Below are 18,581 nucleotides of genomic sequence, written 5' to 3'. Positions count from 1 at the left end.
GTGATCACCCGCCTGCTCTCCCGCCTCAGCCCCGCCGCACGCGTCACGCTCGGCCTGGTGTCGCTGGCCCTGACGCTGCTGCTGATCTTCGACCTCGTGCTCGGCGTGTTTCCCAGCGGCGAAAAGCAGATCCTGCAGAACCGCCAGCGCCTGGCGGAGATCACCGGCGTGCAGGTGGCCGCACTCATCTCCAGCGATGGGCAACGCCATCTGCCGCCGGTGCTGAACGCACTGGCCGCCCGCGACCGCAGCCTGCGCTCCATCGGCGTCCGCAATGCCGAAGGCGTGCTGCTGTCGAGCACGGAAGGTCATGCAGAGAACTGGCAGCGCGCCGAGGACAAGGTGGTCGGGCGCAACCAGTTCATCATCCCCATCCGGGCGTCGGGCCAGAGCGGCGAGCGCTGGGGCCAGGTGGAGCTGGTGTTCCAGCCGATCAGCGTGAGCTTGCTGCGGCACAGCTGGCTGAGTCCGACCGTGAAGCTGATCCTGCTGTTCAGCCTCACGGCCGGAGCCATCTTCTACCTGTACCTGCGTCGTACCTTCCAGCACCTCGACCCGAGTGCGGCGGTGCCGGCACGCGTGCAGAGCGCCTTCGACGCCATGAACGAAGCCGTGCTGGTGCTCGATGCCAACCGTCGCATCGTGATGCACAACAACGCCTTCGAGGCCCTGCTGCCGGAACGTGGCGAACCGGTGGTCGGCCGCGACCCTGCGAGCTTTTCCTGGCTGGTGAAAGGCATCGAAAGCGCGTCCGACACGCCGACCTGGGTGGAATGCCTGGAGTCACGCGAAGCCGTCACCGGCGTGCCCTACGAGGCGCACACCACCGGCGGCAATACCCGGCGTCTCACCGTCAACGCGTCCCCGGTGCTGGACGCCCGCAATACGCTGCGCGGCTGCATGGTGAGCTTCAGCGACGTGACCGAGCTGGAGGAGAGCCGCATCCAGCTGGTCAGCCTGATGACCGAACTGAGCGCCTCCAAGGAACAGCTGGAAGTCCAGAACCAGGAGCTGCAACGCCTGGCGTCGGTGGACGCGATGACCGGCGTGCTGAACCGTCGCGCCTTCTTCCCGCGCTTCGAGGCCGCTTACAAGGACGCCCTCACGCGCAACATGCAGTTCAGCTTCGTGATGTGCGACATCGACAAGTTCAAGACCATCAACGACGTGTACGGCCACCCGGCTGGCGACAGGGTGATCCAAGCCTTCGCCAGCGTGCTGCAGCGGACGGCCCGCGACACCGACATCGTGTGCCGCTACGGCGGCGAGGAATTCTGCGTCGCCCTGCCGCTGACCGACCCGCGCCAGGCCCTGGCCTTCGCGGAACGGGTGCGCGAACAGGTGGACGCGGAACTGCGCCACTGCATCGAGCTGACCGACCGCACGGCCATCACCGCCAGCTTCGGCGTCGCGGCACTGGGCATGGGCAACCACTCCGCGGCGGAGCTGGCCGACCAGGCCGACCAGGCGCTGTATCACTCCAAGAACAATGGCCGCAACCGCTGCACGGTGTATTCACGCATCATCGCCGCGCAGCAGGACAAGCAGGCCGACGCCCGACCGGCCTGACACACCGCGACACCGCATGCCTGCGCGGGCAAGGCCGCTCAGGCGACCCCGCCGAAGCCCTGCTGCCGCCAGGCCTCGTAGACCACGATGGCCACGCTGTTGGACAGGTTGATGCTGCGGTTGCCGGGCCGCATCGGCAAACGGATGCGCATCGCCGGCTCGAATTCCTCGCGCACCGCTTCCGGCAGGCCGCTCGACTCGCCACCGAACACCACCACGTCACCGGGCTGGAACCCACACTGGTCGTGCCGCGTCACGCCGCGCGTGGTGGCGCAAAAGAAGCGCCGGCCCGCCAGCGCGGCCTTGCAGCTTTCCCAGTCGGGATGGATCGTCACCACCGACAGCTCCGCGTAATCCATGCCGGCTCGCGCCAGCGTGCGGTCGCTGATCTCGAAGCCCAGCGGCTCGACCAGGTGCAGATGCGCGCCTGCATTCGCGCACAGGCGGATCGCATTGCCGGTGTTGGGGGGAATCTCGGGCTGGTACAGCACAATGTGCAGCACGGGCTCGGCCCTCGGGGGGACATCCGGGGCTGCATCCGGGGCGGTGTTCGAGGCGTTGTTGGGAGTGTCGGACACGGACGGACAGGAAGCGCAAAGACGGAAGGAGCGCATTGTCCCTCCTTCCCGTCCGCGCGGGAACGTGCGGGCCGATCCTGCGGGCCGCGATCGTCTGGCCCGCACCCCGCTCCCGCGCTCTACCAGCCCGCCCTAGCCTGCCGTGCCCACCGCGCTGGCGGCCTCGGCGGCGGCCTGTTCCTCGGCCTGCTGCAGGCTGCGGATGCCGTCCAGCACCACGCGCAGTTCCCGCACCGTATGCTCGGTCAGGGTCGTGATGTCCTCGGCCGGTGCACCGCCCCGCAGCGCGTCGTCCAGGATGCGCGCCGCCTCTTCCACCGCACGCGCGCCAATGTGCCCGGCGCTGCCCTTCAGCGTGTGGGCATAGCGCTGCGCGTCGATGCTGCTGCCGGCGGCAAGAGCGGCCCGCAAGCCTTCCTCGAAGCCGCTCTGGCTCTGCAGGAACAGGCCCAGCAGGCGGCGATAGAAGGCCTGCTTGCCCATCGCACGCACCAGGCCGGCTTCGTGGTCGATGTTGCGTAGCAGCTCCACGCGCAGCGGCACGCCGGGCCCGGCCGCCGGGGCCTCGCGCGGACGCGCCGCGGGGGCATCGGGACGGCGCTTGATCCAGCGCTGCAGCGTGGCATACAGGGTGTGCGGATCGATCGGCTTGGCGACGTGGTCGTTCATGCCGACCGCCAGTACCCGCTCGCGATCCTCCGCCATCGCATCGGCAGTCATCGCGACGATCGGCAGGTCGCGCCACTGCGGTTTGCGACGGATCTCGGCCGCCGCCGTGTAGCCGTCCATGACCGGCATCTGGCAGTCCATCAGCACGGCGTCATAGTTTCGCTCGGCCAGCATGGACAGCGCTTCCACACCGTGCGCGGCCACGGCCACGTTGATGCCCACCGCCCGCAGGAACTCGATGGCCAGCTCCTGGTTGAGCGGATAGTCCTCCACCAGCAGCACCTCGGCGCCGGACAACCTTTCCGCGAAGCGGGCCAGGTCGCTGGACGACACCAGCTGCACGCCCAGTCGGCTGGAGCGGGTCTCGCTGCCGCGCAGGATGGCGCTGGCCCGCCCGAGGCGGGCCGTGAACCAGAACGTCGCTCCCTGTCCCGGCTCGCTGTCCACGCCGATCTCGCCATGCATCAGGTCAACCAGCTGGCGGCAGATCACCAGCCCCAGGCCGGAGCCACCGTAACGGCGCGTGGTCGAGGCATCCGCCTGCGAGAAGGGCTGGAACAGGCGTTGCTGCTGCTCCTTCGAAATACCGATGCCGGTGTCGCTGACGTCGAACTGCAGCAGCATGTCGTCGCCTTCCTCGCGCAGCAGGCTGACCGCGCAGCGCACCTGGCCCTCGGCGGTGAACTTGATGGCATTGGTGCCGAGGTTGATCAGCACCTGTGCCAGGCGCAGCGGGTCGCCGACCAGCATGTGCGGCAGGTTGGGCGCAAGGTCGAAGGCCAGCGCGAGACCCTTCTCCTGCGCGCGCAGCCCCACCACGTTGGCGACGTTGTCCAGCACGTCCTGCAGCGCGAAGGGGGCGGCCTCCATCGCCAGCTTGCCGGCTTCGATCTTCGAGAAATCCAGGATGTCGTTGATGACGCCCAGCAACGCATTGGCCGCCGAGTGGGCCTTGGCGATGTAGTTGTGCTGCTTGGCGTCCAGCGAGGTCTTCAGGGCCAAGTTGGTCATGCCGAGGATGGCGTTCATCGGCGTGCGGATCTCGTGGCTCATGCTGGCGAGGAACTGGCTCTTGGCCTGGGTGGCGGCCTCGGCCGCGTCCTTGGCGCCGCGCAGTTCCTCCTCGAAGGCCTTGCGCTCGCTGATGTCCTCCTTGATGCCGATGTAGTGCGTGATGGCGCCCTGTGCGTCCTTGATCGGCGAGACCGACACCGATTCCCAGAACTGGCTGCCATCGCGGCGCTGGTTGAGGAATTCGCCGTGCCAGCTCTGGCCGGAGGCGATGTTGCGCCACAGGGCGGCGTACTCCTCGTCGCTGGTCGACCCGCTGGCGAGCAGCCGCGGCGACTGGCCGAGCACCTCGCGTTCGCTGTAGCCGGAGGACTCGCAGAACTTCGGGTTCACGTATTCGATGCGCCCGTTGATGTCGGTGATGACCACCGCCACCGGGCTCTGCTCCACCGCGCGCGACATCTGCCGCAGGCGGTCTTCGACGATGCGGCGTTCCGACACGTCGCGGAACACCATCACCGCACCGACGTGCGCGCCGCCGCGATGCAGCGGCAGGCAGGAGTACTCGGCCACGAAGGTGCTGCCGTCGTGGCGGTACAGGCGCTGCTCGTCGTGCACGCCGCTGGCACCGTCGGGAAGCGGCAGGATCGGCGGCGGACTGGCCTCGTTCTCGGTGGGGGCCGCCCGCACGCACAGCGCGAAGGCACGCCCCACCAGGTCCTGCTTGTCATGCCCCAGCGTGCGCGCCGCGGCAGTGTTCAGGTAGGTGATGCGGCCATCGTTGTCGACCTCCATGATCCCCTGGGTGATCGACTCCAGCAGCACGTGGGTGCGCTCCTGCGCGGCGGCCACCGCCTGCTCTGCGCGCATCGCGCGGGTGAGGTGCAGTTCGCGCTCCAGGCGTTCGCGCTCGGCGTGCGCGGCCTGTCTCTCGGTCATGTCGCGGCTGATACCGATGAGGCCCAACACGTTGCCGGTGTCGTCGCGGAACAGGGTCTTCAGCGTGTCGAGCAGGACCTGGCGACCATCGGCCGCACCGCTCCACTCCTCGCTGCTGCGCGGCTGGCCGCTGGCCACCACCTCGCGATCGGCCTCGCGGGCGACACGCGCCGCCTCCGCGTCGCTGAGCTGGTAGTCGGAACGGCCGATGATCTCCTCCTCGCTGCGCCCCATGAAGCGCGCGAAGGCGCGGTTGCAGCCGAGGTAGATGCCCTCCGGGTTCTTGTAGGAAATGAGGTCGGGCACGCTGTCCAGCAGGCCGCGCAGCAGGGCCTTTTCGTGCACCAGCAACTGCTGCGCCAGCTGCTGCTCGGTGATGTCCAGCACGTAGCCGAAGTAGTGGGACACCTCGCCCTCGGCATCGCGCAGGATCATCGTGTAGTCGAACAGCCAGCGCTCTTCGCCGTCGGCACGACGCACACGGTACGGGGCATGCTCGATGGTGAGGTGTTGCGCCAGCACGGACTGGCTGACTTCCTGCTGCACCCTTTCGAGGTCTTCGGCATGCACCAGTTCGAGGAAGCCGGTATCGCCCTTGACGAAGGCCTCGGCCGGGTAGCCCAGCACGTCGGCGACGTTGCGCGACACGTACTCCACCGGCCAGCCCGGCGCGTTGCGCCACTTGAAGATGACCACCGGGCCGCTGGTGAACAGCTCCCGTTCCTCCTGCAGCGCCGCCTCGGCCTGCCGGCGCGCGCTGATGTCCCGCACCGTGGCGCAGATGAACTCCTCGCCCTGATAGATCTGGAAGGTCGTGCTCACCTCCACCGGAATGCTGATGCCGTCGGCCGTCTGGTGGCGGGTCTCGAAGACGCTCTGGTTACGTCTGCGGAATTCCTGCCAGCGCTGTGGCCAGACGGCCTCGCGCAGCTCCGGGTCCAGGTCCCAGATCCGCATCGTCAGCAGGCGCTCCATCGAGTAGCCCAGGCTGCGCACGGCGGTGGCGTTCGCGTCGCGGATCAGGCCGCTGCGGTCGATCATGACCGTCCATTCACCCACGTTGTCCATGAAGAACTGGGTGAGCAGCAGGCGCGACTCGGCCTGCTTGCTGTGGGTGACGTCCTGCGAGACGCCCAGCGCACGCACTGCGCGGCGGTCGGTGGTCCACTCCACCACCTTGCCGTTGTCATGGTTCCAGCGCCACACGCCGTCGCTGGACAGCACGCGGTAGGTCACGTCGTAGGTGTCACTGTTGCCGCCCAGGTGCGACCACAGGGCGCCACGCACGTTGGCGCGGTCGTCCGGGTGCACCAGGTCCAACCAGGTATCGATGCTGCGGATATCCTCGGCGCGGTGTCCGTGCAGGGCCTGCGGATGTCCGCTCAGGACCAGCTCGCCGCTGCCGACGTCGAGGTGCCAGAGGCCAATCTGGCTGGCGTCGATGACGCGACGGAACTTGCGGTCGCTGACGTCCAGCGTTTCCACCAGGCGCTGGAGGTCTTCGGTGCGTGCGCGGATGCGCTGCTCGAGTTCCGAGTTGCTTTCCGCCAGCGCGTCGCGGGCAGACTGCAGACGGTCCATCATCGCGTTGAAGGACTCGGCCAGCGCACGCACGGTGTCGTCGCCGCGCACCGGCGCGCGGCTGCTGTTGTCGCCCTCGGCAATGCGCTGGCTGACGTCGGCCAGCACCCCGATCGGCTGCACCACGCGGCGCCAGTACAACAGCGCCGCGCCCATGGCACCCAGCAGCGCCAGCACGCCGATCTGCAGCACGGCAGCGCGCATGTCGCGCACCGGCGCCATCGCTTCCGCCACGTCGGTGCGCACCACCATGCCCCAGCCCAGGGCGGGAATGGCACGCCAGGCTGCGATCACGGCCACGCCGCGGGTGTCGACGGCACGCCCCACGCCGGCCTCGCCCGCCACGGCACGCAGCATCAGGTCCGGCACCTCGGCCACCTCGCGACTGCTGTCGTCCGTCGGCCCGGTGATGGCCTGCAGGCGCTTGCCCGGCCCCAGCCGCGCAAACGCCGTGTGGCCACTGGTGCCCAGGCCGGAGTTGTCGCTGTTGGATGCCAGCAGGCGCTGCTGGTCCACCTGCAGGGCCAGGACGCCGACCACCCTGCCGGCGTCGAGTACCGGCGCCACGAAGAAGCCCGCCTCTGCATTGGCCGGCGCATAGAACTCGAAACCGCTCATCCGCGCACGACGGTCGCGCAGCACGGCGCCCGCGGTGAGGCCGAGACGGGTGACCTCCAGCGGCGCGGAGCGGATGTTGGCGCCGAGGTCGGATTCGCGCAGCGTGGTGTACACCACCTGGCCATCCTCGGCGATCAGCAGCAGGTTGCTGTACTCGGCGAAAGCGTCATGCTGGAACAGCGGCAGGCATTCCGCCTCGACCTCGCCATAGGCGCTGTTGCGACTCGCCGCGTCGTGCATCAGGTGGGAGAACCGTTGCAGGCAGCCGGCGACGCCGGGGCGCACGGCGAGCGTGCCGGCGTCCGACAGGCGCTCGTCCAGCCAGCGCTCGATCTGCGCCTGCTTCTTGGCGGCGACGGCTTCGAGGTTGCGCTGGACGTTGAGTTCGACCGCGCGTTGCGAGCGATCGAGCACCAGCGCGGCGAACAGCGCGAAGGGCACCATCACGGCGATCAGCAGCCACAGCAGCAGCCGCGCCGGCGCAGTCAGGCGGGCGTTCAGGCGCGGCATGCGCGGGCCGGGCTTGCCATGCAGCACATCATCATCGCTGTCCGCTTCACGCGCCTGCCCTCCCCCGGTCCTGCCAAGTTGCCCTCCCCCTCTTGCCTGCAGGACCTTGCCTGCTGCCTGTCCGTCGCATTCTGCCAAACGCCCGCATGCCACCGAAGTGGCAGCGCAACACTTTTACATGACCGTCCTCTATATGTCTCAAGCGGCAGGCCGGCCCGCTCATCAGGTCTTTCCCTAGGTTCATGAGAGAATCCGGCATCTTCACGCGTACCCGAGGCCTGCCATGAAATCCGTATGCGTCTTCTGCGGCGCCAGCGCCGGTGACCACCCGATCTACACCGAGGCAGCGCAGGCCCTGGGCCGTGCCATCGCGCAGAGTGGCCGTCGTCTGGTCTACGGCGGCGGCCATGTCGGCTTGATGGGTGTGGTGGCGGACGCGGCACTGGCCGCGGGTGGCGAGGTCATCGGTGTGATTCCCGACGCGCTGGTCGCGCGTGAGCTGGCCCATCCTGCCCTCACCGAACTGCACGTGGTGCCGAGCATGCACGCCCGCAAGGCACTGATGGCCGACCTGTCGGAGGGCTTCCTCGCCATGCCCGGCGGCATCGGCACGCTGGAAGAACTCTTCGAGGTGTGGACCTGGGGCCAGCTCGGCCTGCATGCCAAGCCCTACGGCATCTTCAACGTCGCCGGCTATTACGACGGCCTGCTGGGCTTCCTCGACCATGTGCACGGCGAAGGCTTCCTGCGTGCCGAGCACCGCAGGATGCTGCTGGTCGGCAGCGAACCCGCCGGCCTGCTGGAATCGATGGAAAGCCAGCCACGCCAGGCCAACACGCGCTGGATCGACAGCGGCAACACCTGAGCCCCGCATACCTGTCCTCGCATCACCCGTCCCCTCGTTCCGACGCGCACCACCATGCTGAGTTATCGCCACGGTTTCCATGCCGGCAATCACGCCGACGTCCTCAAGCACTTCGTACAGCTGCAGGTACTGCGCTACCTGAACCAGAAGGATAAGGCCTGGTGGTACATCGACACCCACGCCGGTGCCGGCCTGTACCGGCTGGATGAAGGCTACGCCACCAAGCTGTCGGAATGGCAGGACGGCATCGGCCGCCTGTGGGAACGTGACGACCTGCCCGTGGGGCTGAGCGACTACCTCGAAGTCGTGCGGACGCTGAACCCCGACGGCAGGCTGCGCGCCTACCCCGGCTCGCCCTGGATCGCGCTGCAGGCCAGTCGCGAGCAGGACCGCCTGCGCCTGTTCGAGCTGCACACCAACGAGAGCGATTACCTCGCCGAGAACATGCTGTCCGGCAAGGCCCGCACCCAGATCACCGCCGGCGACGGCCTCAAAGGACTGAAGGCGCTCCTGCCGCCCCCGCCGCGCCGTGCGCTGGTCCTGATCGACCCGTCGTACGAAGTCCGCGACGAATACGCGCAGGTGGTCGATACGCTGGAAGACGCCTTGCAACGCTTTGCCACCGGCACCTACGCGGTGTGGTATCCGCTGTTGTCGAAACCGGAGTCGCGCCGCCTTCCGGACCAGTTGAAAGCCCTGCCCGCCAAGGCCTGGCTGCACGTCAGCCTGTCGGTCGCCACGCCGGGCGCCGTCGGCATGCATGGCAGCGGCATGTTCGTGATCAACCCGCCGTGGACGCTGGAGGCCGAGCTGCGCAAGATCATGCCCTGGCTGGCCGGTGCGCTGGCACAGGACGACGGCGCCGGCTTCGTGCTGGAATCGCGCGGCGACTGATCACGCCGCAGGCAGGCAACGAAAAGGCCTTGAAGGTGCCGTCCTTCAAGGCCTTTCTGCTTCTGGAGCCCCGCTGCGAGGCTCCGGTAACGCTCACTCCTCGCCGGCGCGCTTCACGCGACGGGCGCGCACGCCCTCCGCCAGCGTATCCAGCAAGCCGAGGGTGTCCTCCCAGCAGATGCAGGCGTCGGTGATGCTCTTGCCATACTCCAGCGGCTTGCCCGGCACCAGGTCCTGGCGGCCGTCGAGCAGGTGCGACTCGGCCATGATGCCGAAGATGCGTACGTCGCCGGCGGCGAGCTGGCCCGCCACGTCACGCGCGACTTCGAGCTGTAGCCTGTGCTGCTTGCGGCTGTTGGCGTGCGAGAAGTCGATCATCACCTTGGCCGGCACGCCGGAAGCAGCCAGCTCGGTGCACACCTTCTCGACGCTGGCGGCGTCGTAGTTCGGCTCCTTGCCACCCCGCAGGATGACGTGGCAGTCCTCGTTGCCGGCGGTCGACACGATGGCCGAGTGGCCGGCCTTGGTGACCGACAGGAAATGGTGCGGCGAGGCGGCGGCCTTGATGGCGTCCACCGCGATCTTCACGTTGCCGTCGGTGCCGTTCTTGAAGCCCACCGGGCAGGACAGGCCGGAGGCCAGCTCGCGGTGCACCTGGCTCTCGGTGGTGCGTGCGCCGATGGCGCCCCAGGAGATCAGGTCTGCGATGTACTGCGGGGTGATCATGTCGAGGAATTCGGTCGCCGCCGGCAGGCCCAGCTCGTTGATCTCCCACAGCACCTTGCGCGCCAGGCGCAGGCCGTCGTTGATCTTGAAGCTGTTGTCCAGGTAGGGATCGTTGATCAGGCCCTTCCAGCCGACGGTGGTGCGCGGCTTCTCGAAGTAGACCCGCATCACGACGAGCAGGTCTTCCTTCAGGCGGTCGGCCTGTTCCTTCAGGCGACGCGCGTATTCCTGCGCGGCGTCGATGTCGTGGATGGAGCACGGGCCGACGATCACCAGCAGGCGGTCATCGGCGCCGTGCAGGATGCGGTGGATGGCGGTACGTGCCTCAAAGGTGGTCTGCGCCGAACGCTCGGTGGCGGGCAGCTCCCGCAGGATGTGGGCCGGCGGTGCCAGTTCCTTGATTTCGCGGATGCGGACATCGTCGATGTGATGCAGGGTCGAAGCGCTCATAATTACTCTGTCTTGCCTGTTCGGTCAGAGATGCAGGCTCCTCAGTGAGCCTGAACTGGCAAGGATTGTAGCCCAAGCCCCTCACGCCCCCATGGACATCCCGGACAATCACGCCGATAGCGACGAAAGCATCACACGACCGCTGCGCCAAGTGTTCCGCGGCCGGGGTGCCGTCGCGCGTCCGGACGGCCGTTTCGAATCCATGCAGCGGGACGCGCACGACGACGGCTGGGGCAGCCTGGACGAGCACGCGGACGCGCCGCCACCGAAGACGGAGCTGCTGATCGACCGTGCCCGGAAGATCATCAGCACCAACGATTCGCCGGACATCTCCTTCGACTACTCGGTGAATCCGTACAAGGGCTGCGAGCACGGTTGCTCCTACTGCTTCGCACGGCCCACCCACAGCTACCTGGGCCTGTCGCCGGGGCTCGATTTCGAGACCAAGATCTCCTACAAGCCGGACGCCGCCGGGCTGTTGCGCAAGGAGCTGGCGAACCCGCGCTACGTCTGCAAACCGATCGCGCTGGGCATCAACACCGACGCCTGGCAGCCCATCGAGCGCAAGCTAGGCATCACGCGTGCCCTGCTGGAGGTGATGGTGGAAACACGCCACCCCATCTCCGTCGTCACCAAGGGCGCGTTGATCGAGCGCGACATCGACCTGCTGGCCGACCTGGCCCGCGATGAACTGGTGCACGTGTATTTCTCCGTCACCACGCTGGACCGCAAGCTGGCCCGCCGGCTGGAGCCTCGCGCCGCCTCGCCGCAACGGCGCCTGGAGCTGATGGCGGCGCTGCATGCCGCTGGCGTGCCGGTGGGCGTGTTGTTCGCGCCGCTGATTCCGGCACTGAACGACCACGAGATGGAAGCCGTGCTGGAAGCCGCCTCAGCCGCGGGTGCGAAGTCCGCCGGCTACGTCCTGTTGCGCCTGCCCCACGAAGTCGCGCCGCTGTTCGAGGCCTGGCTGCAGGAACACTACCCGGGTCGGGCCGCCCACGTGATGAGCCTCGTCCATCAGTTGCGTGGCGGCAAGGCCTACGACAGCGCCTTCGGCAAGCGGATGCGTGGCGAAGGGCAGTTCGCGGACCTGTATTCGCAACGCATGCGCCTGGCCTGCAACCGGCTGAAACTCAACAAACGCGGACGGCCGCTGAACACGTCGGCATTCGTGCCGCCGCGCCCGCCCCGACCCGCTTCGGCGCAGGGCGAACTGTTCTGACCCACGGCGTCGGAACCTGACGGCACACCGCGCTCAGGCTTTTCGCTAGCATTGGCGCATCGTCCTGCCACGGGGTTCCAGATGCCTGCTCTCCGCCTTGCCGTCCCCCTCGCGGTCACGCTGCTCGCCTGTCTCGGCCTCACGGCCTGCCAGCCCGGACAGTTCCTCGCCGTGAAGCGCAATGCCGAGACGCTGGATGCACTGAGCGCATTGCATGGCAGCGTGGATACGGCAGCGGAGGACCCCGCCAAGGTGCTTGTCGTGGCGCTGGACGCCGACGGCGAGAAGGTTCGCAACTATGCTCCGCTGGACAGCGGCAAGCGCTTCCTGATGCGGGTCGAGCAGGCGCACACCTACCAGGTGGTGGTCATGGTCGACCGCAACGGCAACGGCCGCCTGGATGCGGGCGAACCCGCCCTCCTCAGCCCCGCCCCGCACACTGCCCGCCAGGGAGCGCCAGCCCTGGCATTGAGCCTGCGTGCAGGCGCTGCAGCGTCCGCCAACGACGCCTTGCGCCACAAGCTGGCAGCGCTGGCGGACACGCCGCGCCAGGAGCTGCCGCTGACGGTCGGGCAGATCACCGGCTTCGACAATCCTGCGTTCAATCACGAGACCGGCAAGCGTGGCCTGTGGGCGCCGGCGGACTTCCTGGTCGAAGTGGGCGGCGGCCTGTACCTGCTGGAGCCGCATGACCCGAAGCGCATCCCGGTGCTGTTCGTGCATGGTGCCGGCGGCCACCCGGGCGAGTGGCAGACCCTGGCGCAGGGCCTGGACCGGAGCCGCTACCAGGTGTGGCTGGCGTTCTATCCCTCCGGCGCGCGGCTGGAACGCATCGCCGACATGCTGCAGGCCATGGTGTCGTCCATGCGCGCCCGCACCGGGCTCACCCAGATGATCGTCGTCGCCCACAGCATGGGCGGGCTGGTGTCGCGCGGCATGCTGCAAGGGATTGCCGCCGCCGAGCCAGGCCTCAGGCTGCGCCAGTTCATCAGCATATCGACGCCGTGGTCAGGCCACTCCGCGGCGAAGTACGGCGTGGAATTCGCACCGGCCACCGTGCCGTCGTGGATCGACATGCAGGAGAACAGCCCCTTCCAGCAGGCCATCTTCGCCAGGCCGCTGCCGGCCGGCACGGATTACGCGCTGCTGTTCAGCTATGCCGGCAGCAACGGTGGTGATGGTGTCGTCAGCCTGGCCAGCGAGTTGCGCGGCGAAGCCCAGCGGGAGGCACGCCTGGTGCGCGGCTTCAACGAGAACCACACTTCCATCCTGCGTAGCGCCGAGGTGCAGCAGACGCTTGCCGCCGTCCTCGACGGCAAAGACCGCTGAAGCGGCTGCCCTGCCTGCTACCTGTTGCCTGCCACTCAGCCCTTGCGCAACGCGCGCTCCAGGCGCTCGCAGACGGCGCGCAGCACCTTGATGCGCGCAAAGCGCTTGTCATTGGCTTCGACCACCGTCCAGGGCGCGGCGCCGGTGCTAGTACGGTCGATCATGTCCACCGCCGCCGCCTGGTAGCGCGCCCACTTCCTGCGGTTGCGCCAGTCCTCGGTGGTGATCTTGAACTGCTTGTGCTCCGTCTCCTCGCGGTTACGGAAACGGCGCAACTGTTCGGCCTTGTCGATCTGCAGCCAGAACTTCAGCACCACGGCACCGTTCTCCACCAGCTCGTGCTCGAAGTCGTTGATCTCGCCGTAGGCACGCAGCCAGTCCGCTTCCTCGCAGAAGCCTTCGACACGCTCCACCAGCACGCGCCCATACCAGGAACGATCGAACATCGTCGCCCGCCCCCAGCGCGGCACCTGCCGCCAGAAGCGCCACAGGTAGGGCTGTGCACGCTCCTCGTCGGTCGGCGCCGCCACCGGCATGATCTGGTACTGGCGCGGGTCCATCGCCGCGGCGACGCGACGGATCGCGCCACCCTTGCCGGCCGCGTCCATGCCCTCGAACACCAGCACCAGCGAGCGGCGCGCAAAGCGCTTGTGGCGCACCAGCTCCGCCAGCATGCCCTGCCAGTGCGCCAGCTCCTTCTCGTAGCGCTCCTCGTCGATCTGCGCCGACAGGTCCAGGGCCGTCAGCACGTTCTGGTCGTCCAGGCGACGCGGCAGCGGCGCGGCCACCGGGTTGGCCGGCACCTGCGGCTCGGCCAGCCGTCGTTCGATGGCCTCCAGCAGCGCACGACCGACCAGCAGATTGCGGTAGTTGTCGTCGCTGCCGTCGACGATGGTCCACGGCGCCCAGGCCGTGTTGCTCACCCTCAGCACGTGGCGTGCGACACCCTGCAAGGCGTCGTAGGTCTTCAGCCGGTCCCAGTTCGTCTGGGTGACGCGCCAGGCCGTACGCGGATCGCGCTCCAGCCGCTTGAGCCGTTTCTTCTGTCCCTCGCGGCTGAGGTGGAACCAGAACTTGAGCACCAGCGCGCCTTCGTTCACCAGCATCGCTTCCAGCCGGTTGATACCGTCGAGCTGGATATCCAGCGTGGCCTGCGAGATGTCGCGCTCGATGCGGTCGTGGATCGGCGCGGAATACCAGGAGCCCGCAAACATGCCGATGCGCCCCTTCGCCGGCAGCGCCCGCCAGTAGCGCCACATCGGCGGCCGCTCGCGCTCCTCGTCGGTCGGTTCGGCGAACGCCATCGTGGAAAGCCAGCGCGGGTCCAGCCATTCGTAGAGCTGCTGGATGGTTTCGCTCTTGCCTGCGCCATCGACACCGGAGATCAGCAGCAGCACCGGAAAGCGCCCTGCCTCCCGCAGTCGGTACTGCGCCTGCAGCAATGCAATGCGCAGCGCTTCCTCTTCCTTGCGGAAGGTTTTGTTGTCGACGGCGTGGCCGACTTCGGCGGACTCGAACATGGCTTGTCGGCGCTCCCTGCGCGAACATGTGAAAAGGGCGACTCGCGTCGCCCCCGGATGCAGCATGAACCGCCGACATGACGGTTCTGCGAAGGCTTCAGTCGATGGTAGCGCCACTGGCCTTCACGGCCTTGCCCCATTTGGCCGCTTCGGACCTGACGAAGGCGGTGAAGTTCTCCGGCGTATCGCCCACGTACTCCGCGCCGGTGTCGGCCAACACCTTCTGGTATTCCGGCGCTTTCATGGCGGCCTGCGCTTCGCGGTTGATCTTCGCCAGCACGTCGGCAGGCATGCCGGCCGGACCGAACAGACCGTACCACGCATAGGTTTCGACTGCCGGCAGGCCCTGCTCGGCGAAGGTCGGCACGTCGGGCAACTGGGAAGAACGCCGCGCCCCGGTGAGGGCGATCGCACGCAGCTTGCCGGCCTTGATGTGCGGAAGGATCGCCACCGTGCTGTCGAACATCATGGGCGTGTGACCGCCGAGCAACTCGGTGATCGCGGGCGCCGAGCCCTGGTAGGGCACGTGGATCACGTTCACCTTGGCGGCATCCTTGAATATCTCGGCAGTCAGGTGCTGGGGCGTGCCGTTGCCAGCGGAAGCGATCACGGTCTTGCCCTCCGGCTGGGTCTTCATCCACGCCAGGAGTTCGGTAAGGTTTTTCGCCGGCACCGAGGGATGAACAGCCAGCACCAGCGGCACGCGCAGCAGGTTGGTGATCGGCTGCAGGTCCTTCGCCGGATCGAAGGGCATCTTCTTGTACAGGCTGGGATTGATGACGATGGGCGCGCTGGAAGTGATCAGCAGCGTGTAGCCATCGGGCGTGGCGCGGGCCACCTGCGCGCTACCGGTGTTGCCGCCGGCACCGCCGCGGTTCTCGATGACGAAGGGCTGGCCCAGCGTCTGCTGCAGATGGGCGCTGACCGGGCGCGCTGCGATGTCGGACGGCCCACCGGGCGGCCACGGGACGATGACGTTGACCTGCTTGGCAGGCCAGTTCTGCGCCTGCGCGCCAAAGGCTGCGACAGCGACCAGCGCTGTCGAGACGAATCGAACAAGGGTAGAGCGTGATACGGACATCGCAAATCCTCCACGGTGGATGGAGGTTTGTCCGCTGACGGACATACCTCCTTCGGGCCATGGAATGGTCCGCAACGCACAGCCATTGCGGCTATACGGGCATGTCCTTAGCAACGAATGGCGGGTAGCCCTGTCGCCTGTGCATGCGTGCCCGTGAAGGGCTTCAGATCACCCAGTCCGGCGCCCAGCGCTGCGGCTCGGCACTCGGGCTGGCGAACACCGTCACCTGTTTCGGCAGCAGCCACACCTGGTCACCACTGGCGAGCTGCAGTTGCAGGTGGCGCTCACGCGTCAGCTCCACTTCGATGATCTCGCTCTCGTGCTTCAGCTCCACGCGCACCAGCGGGCCGATGGCCTGCACGTGCTGCACGGTGGCAGACAAGGCATGCTCGCGTTGCTCGCGCAGGATGTCTATTTCGTGCGGACGCACGAAGGCGGTCGAGCCCCCGTCCGCGTTCGCCTGCTCCACCTTGGCCCACGGCCCCTTCAGGCGGCTGTGGAAGACGTTCACGTTGCCGAGGAACTGGTAGACGAAGGGCGTGGCCGGCGCGGTGTACACCTCGTCCGGCGTGCCCATCTGCTCGATGTGCCCCTTGTTCATCACCACCACGCGGTCGGCCACTTCCAGCGCCTCTTCCTGGTCGTGGGTGACGAACACCGATGCGATATGCATTTCGTCGTGCAGGCGGCGCAGCCAGCGGCGCAGCTCCTTGCGCACCTGCGTGTCCAGTGCGCCGAAGGGCTCGTCCAGCAGCAGCACCTTGGGTTCCACCGCCAGCGCGCGGGCCAGCGCGATGCGCTGGCGCTGGCCGCCGGACAGCTGCGAGGGGTAGCGCTCGGCCAGCCAGTCGAGCTGGACCAGCTTCAGCAGGCTCATCACCTTGTCGCGGATAGCGGCTTCGCTGGGGCGCTGGGCACGCGGCTTCACGCGCAGGCCGAAGGCGACGTTCTCGAACACGCTCATGTGGCGGAACAGCGCGTAGTGCTGGAACACGAAGCCGACCTGGCGCTCGCGGGCCTCGACGTGCGTCGCTTCCTCGCCGTGGAAAAGCACCTGCCCTTCGTCCAGCGATTCCATGCCGGCGATGATGCGCAGCAGGGTCGTCTTGCCGCAGCCGGACGGGCCCAGCAGGGCGACGAGTTCGCCAGTGGGAATCTCCAGCGACACGTTGTCCAGCGCCACGAAACTGCCGAAGCGCTTGGTGATGTTCTTGACCTCGATACTCATGATGCGGTTTTCTCCGTCGGCAGCGCAGCGTTGAGCATTTCCGTCTCCTTCGCCATGCGCCATTCGACAATGGTCTTGGCGATCAGCGTCACCAGGGCCAGCAGCGCCAGCACCGATGCCGCCGCGAACGCGCCGACCGAGTTGTATTCGTTGTAGAGGATCTCGACGTGCAGCGGCAGCGTGTTGGTCTCGCCACGGATGTGGCCGGACACCACGCTCACCGCGCCGAATTCGCCCATCGCCCGCGCGTTGGCGAGGATCACGCCGTACAGCAGGCCCCACTTGATGTTGGGTAGCGTCACGCGCCAGAACATCTGGAAGCCGGTGGCGCCCAGCGACACCGCGGCCTCTTCCTCTTCCCGACCCTGCGCCTGCATCAGCGGGATGAGCTCGCGCGCGATGTAGGGGAAGGTGATGAACAGGGTGGCGATGATCATGCCCGGCAGCGCGAAGATGATCTTGATGTCGTGCGACTGCAGCCACGGCCCCATCCAGCCGTTGGCGCCGAAGATCAGGATGAACAGCAGGCCCGCCACAACAGGACTGACCGCGAACGGCAGGTCGATCAGCGTGGTGAGCAGGCTCTTGCCCCAGAACTCGAACTTGGCGATCGCCCAGGCCGCCGCCACGCCGAAGGCGATGTTGAAGGGCAGCACGATGACCGCCACCAGCACGGTGAGGCCGACGGCATGCAGGGTGTCTTTCTCCTGCAGGGCTTCCCAGTACGGTGCCCAGCCGGAGCGGAAGGCCTCGACGAACACCGCGATCAGCGGCAGGCCGAGGAAGAAGATCAGGAAGCCGACGCCGATGGCGGTCAGCGTCCAGCGGACGGCAGGCGTCTCGACGGCAGCGCGACGGACTTTCATGCGGCGGCTCCTTGCGCGTTGCCGGCGTTGTTGCCTGGTGTCCCGGTGCTGCCCGGATCCAGCTCACGCGCCTCGCCGCGATGGCGGTTGGCCGACCACCACTGCAGCAGGTTGATCGACAGCAGCAGGAAGAAGGAGATGACCAGCATCACCACCGCCAGCACGGTGGCACCGATGAGGTCGTACTGCTCCAGCTTGGCGATGATCAGCAGCGGGGTGATCTCCGACACCAGCGGGATGTTGCCGGCGATGAAGATCACCGAGCCGAACTCGCCGATGGCGCGCGAAAAAGCCAGCGCGAAGCCGGTGAGCAGCGCCGGGAACACGCCCGGCAGCAGCACGCGCCAGAAGGTCTGCCAGCGTGTCGCACCCAGCGTGGCGGCGGCCTCCTCCACTTCGGTCTCGATGTCCTCGATGACCGGCTGCACGGTGCGCACCACGAAAGGCAGGGTCACGAAGGTCAGCGCGACGACGATGCCCCAGGGCGTGAACGCCACCTTGAAACCCCACTGCCCCTCGATGAACTGGCCCAGCCAGCCGGTGTTGGCGTACAGCGTGGTCAGCGTGATGCCGGCCACGGCGGTGGGCAGTGCGAAAGGCAGATCGACCAGCGCGTCGAAGAAGCGACGGCCGGGAAATTCGTAGCGCACCAGCACCCAAGCGACGATCAGGCCGAAGAAGGCATTGATGGACGCGGCCAGCAAGGAAGTGCCGAAGGTGATGCGGTAGGAGGCCATCGAGCGCTGGCTGGTGGCCAGCGTCCAGAACTCGGCCAGCGAGAGTTCGCTGCTCTTGGCGATCAGCCCGCCAAGGGGAATCAATACCAGCAGCGACAGGTAGACCAGCGCATAGCCCAGCGACAGGTTGAAGCCGGGCAGCACGCGGTGAGAACGGTTGGATTTCATCGGGGAATGCTTCGGAAAAC

General features: G+C 67.5%; 13 protein-coding genes. 5 read left to right on the top strand and 8 right to left on the bottom strand.

All coding sequences use genetic code 11. The features are described 5' to 3' along the window. Positions 1 to 1,569: a sensor domain-containing diguanylate cyclase gene (locus VVD47_RS20570; RefSeq protein ID WP_327605403.1), complete on the top strand. Its 1,569-nt coding sequence runs from the start codon at positions 1 to 3 to the stop codon at positions 1,567 to 1,569. Between the two features lie 38 nt (positions 1,570 to 1,607). Here the strand turns inward: VVD47_RS20570 and VVD47_RS20565 are convergent, their stop codons facing one another. Both VVD47_RS20565 and VVD47_RS20560 read right to left on the bottom strand, forming a co-directional pair. Then, entirely contained in the window at positions 1,608 to 2,072 is a 465-nt protein-coding gene (locus VVD47_RS20565) for a tRNA (cytidine(34)-2'-O)-methyltransferase (protein WP_327605402.1), read from the bottom strand. 207 nt (positions 2,073 to 2,279) lie between these two features. After that, entirely contained in the window at positions 2,280 to 7,475 is a 5,196-nt protein-coding gene (locus VVD47_RS20560; RefSeq protein ID WP_327605401.1) for a PAS domain S-box protein, read from the bottom strand. A gap of 283 nt (positions 7,476 to 7,758) precedes the next feature. Between VVD47_RS20560 and VVD47_RS20555 the strand changes: the two genes are divergently transcribed. Both VVD47_RS20555 and VVD47_RS20550 read left to right on the top strand, forming a co-directional pair. Then, the gene (locus VVD47_RS20555; protein ID WP_327605400.1) at positions 7,759 to 8,340 is read left to right on the top strand and encodes a TIGR00730 family Rossman fold protein; all 582 of its coding nucleotides are present in this window, start codon (positions 7,759 to 7,761) and stop codon (positions 8,338 to 8,340) included. 54 nt (positions 8,341 to 8,394) lie between these two features. Continuing rightward, on the top strand, positions 8,395 to 9,234 hold the full coding sequence (locus tag VVD47_RS20550) for a 23S rRNA (adenine(2030)-N(6))-methyltransferase RlmJ (RefSeq protein ID WP_327605399.1): 840 nt from the start codon (positions 8,395 to 8,397) through the stop codon (positions 9,232 to 9,234). A gap of 93 nt (positions 9,235 to 9,327) precedes the next feature. Here VVD47_RS20550 and aroG read toward each other — a convergent pair whose 3' ends face one another. Beyond that, entirely contained in the window at positions 9,328 to 10,410 is a 1,083-nt protein-coding gene (aroG, locus tag VVD47_RS20545; RefSeq protein WP_327605398.1) for a 3-deoxy-7-phosphoheptulonate synthase AroG, read from the bottom strand. A gap of 91 nt (positions 10,411 to 10,501) precedes the next feature. Between aroG and VVD47_RS20540 the strand changes: the two genes are divergently transcribed. Both VVD47_RS20540 and VVD47_RS20535 read left to right on the top strand, forming a co-directional pair. Further along, positions 10,502 to 11,632: a PA0069 family radical SAM protein gene (locus VVD47_RS20540; RefSeq protein ID WP_327605397.1), complete on the top strand. Its 1,131-nt coding sequence runs from the start codon at positions 10,502 to 10,504 to the stop codon at positions 11,630 to 11,632. 81 nt (positions 11,633 to 11,713) lie between these two features. Continuing rightward, positions 11,714 to 12,961 (top strand): esterase/lipase family protein, encoded by a 1,248-nt coding sequence (locus VVD47_RS20535; protein ID WP_327605396.1) that lies wholly within the window; start codon positions 11,714 to 11,716, stop codon positions 12,959 to 12,961. Positions 12,962 to 12,996: 35 nt separating this feature from the next. Here the strand turns inward: VVD47_RS20535 and pap are convergent, their stop codons facing one another. The 5 genes from pap to cysT all read right to left on the bottom strand — a co-directional run bounded on the left by pap (position 12,997) and on the right by cysT (position 18,561). Next, positions 12,997 to 14,481, bottom strand: coding sequence for a polyphosphate:AMP phosphotransferase (pap, locus tag VVD47_RS20530; RefSeq protein WP_327605395.1), 1,485 nt, complete (start codon positions 14,479 to 14,481; stop codon positions 12,997 to 12,999). Between the two features lie 97 nt (positions 14,482 to 14,578). Then, a complete protein-coding gene (locus tag VVD47_RS20525) occupies positions 14,579 to 15,562 on the bottom strand; it encodes a Bug family tripartite tricarboxylate transporter substrate binding protein (RefSeq protein WP_327605394.1) in 984 nt (327 codons plus the stop codon). Between the two features lie 163 nt (positions 15,563 to 15,725). Continuing rightward, a complete protein-coding gene (locus VVD47_RS20520) occupies positions 15,726 to 16,790 on the bottom strand; it encodes a sulfate/molybdate ABC transporter ATP-binding protein (protein WP_327605393.1) in 1,065 nt (354 codons plus the stop codon). Then, entirely contained in the window at positions 16,787 to 17,656 is an 870-nt protein-coding gene (gene cysW, locus VVD47_RS20515; RefSeq protein ID WP_327605392.1) for a sulfate ABC transporter permease subunit CysW, read from the bottom strand. Before cysW ends, VVD47_RS20520 begins: the two co-directional genes overlap by 4 nt. Continuing rightward, the gene (gene cysT / locus VVD47_RS20510; RefSeq protein WP_327605391.1) at positions 17,653 to 18,561 is read right to left on the bottom strand and encodes a sulfate ABC transporter permease subunit CysT; all 909 of its coding nucleotides are present in this window, start codon (positions 18,559 to 18,561) and stop codon (positions 17,653 to 17,655) included. The genes cysW and cysT overlap by 4 nt, the downstream gene beginning before the upstream one ends. Between the last annotated feature and the right edge of the window lie 20 nt (positions 18,562 to 18,581).

Origin of the sequence: Uliginosibacterium sp. H1, assembly GCF_036017065.1 — a bacterium.
Lineage (GTDB): Bacteria > Pseudomonadota > Gammaproteobacteria > Burkholderiales > Rhodocyclaceae > Uliginosibacterium.
The sequence above is the reverse complement of the archived record's forward strand: the minus strand, read 5'-3'. Positions and strand labels throughout refer to the sequence as shown.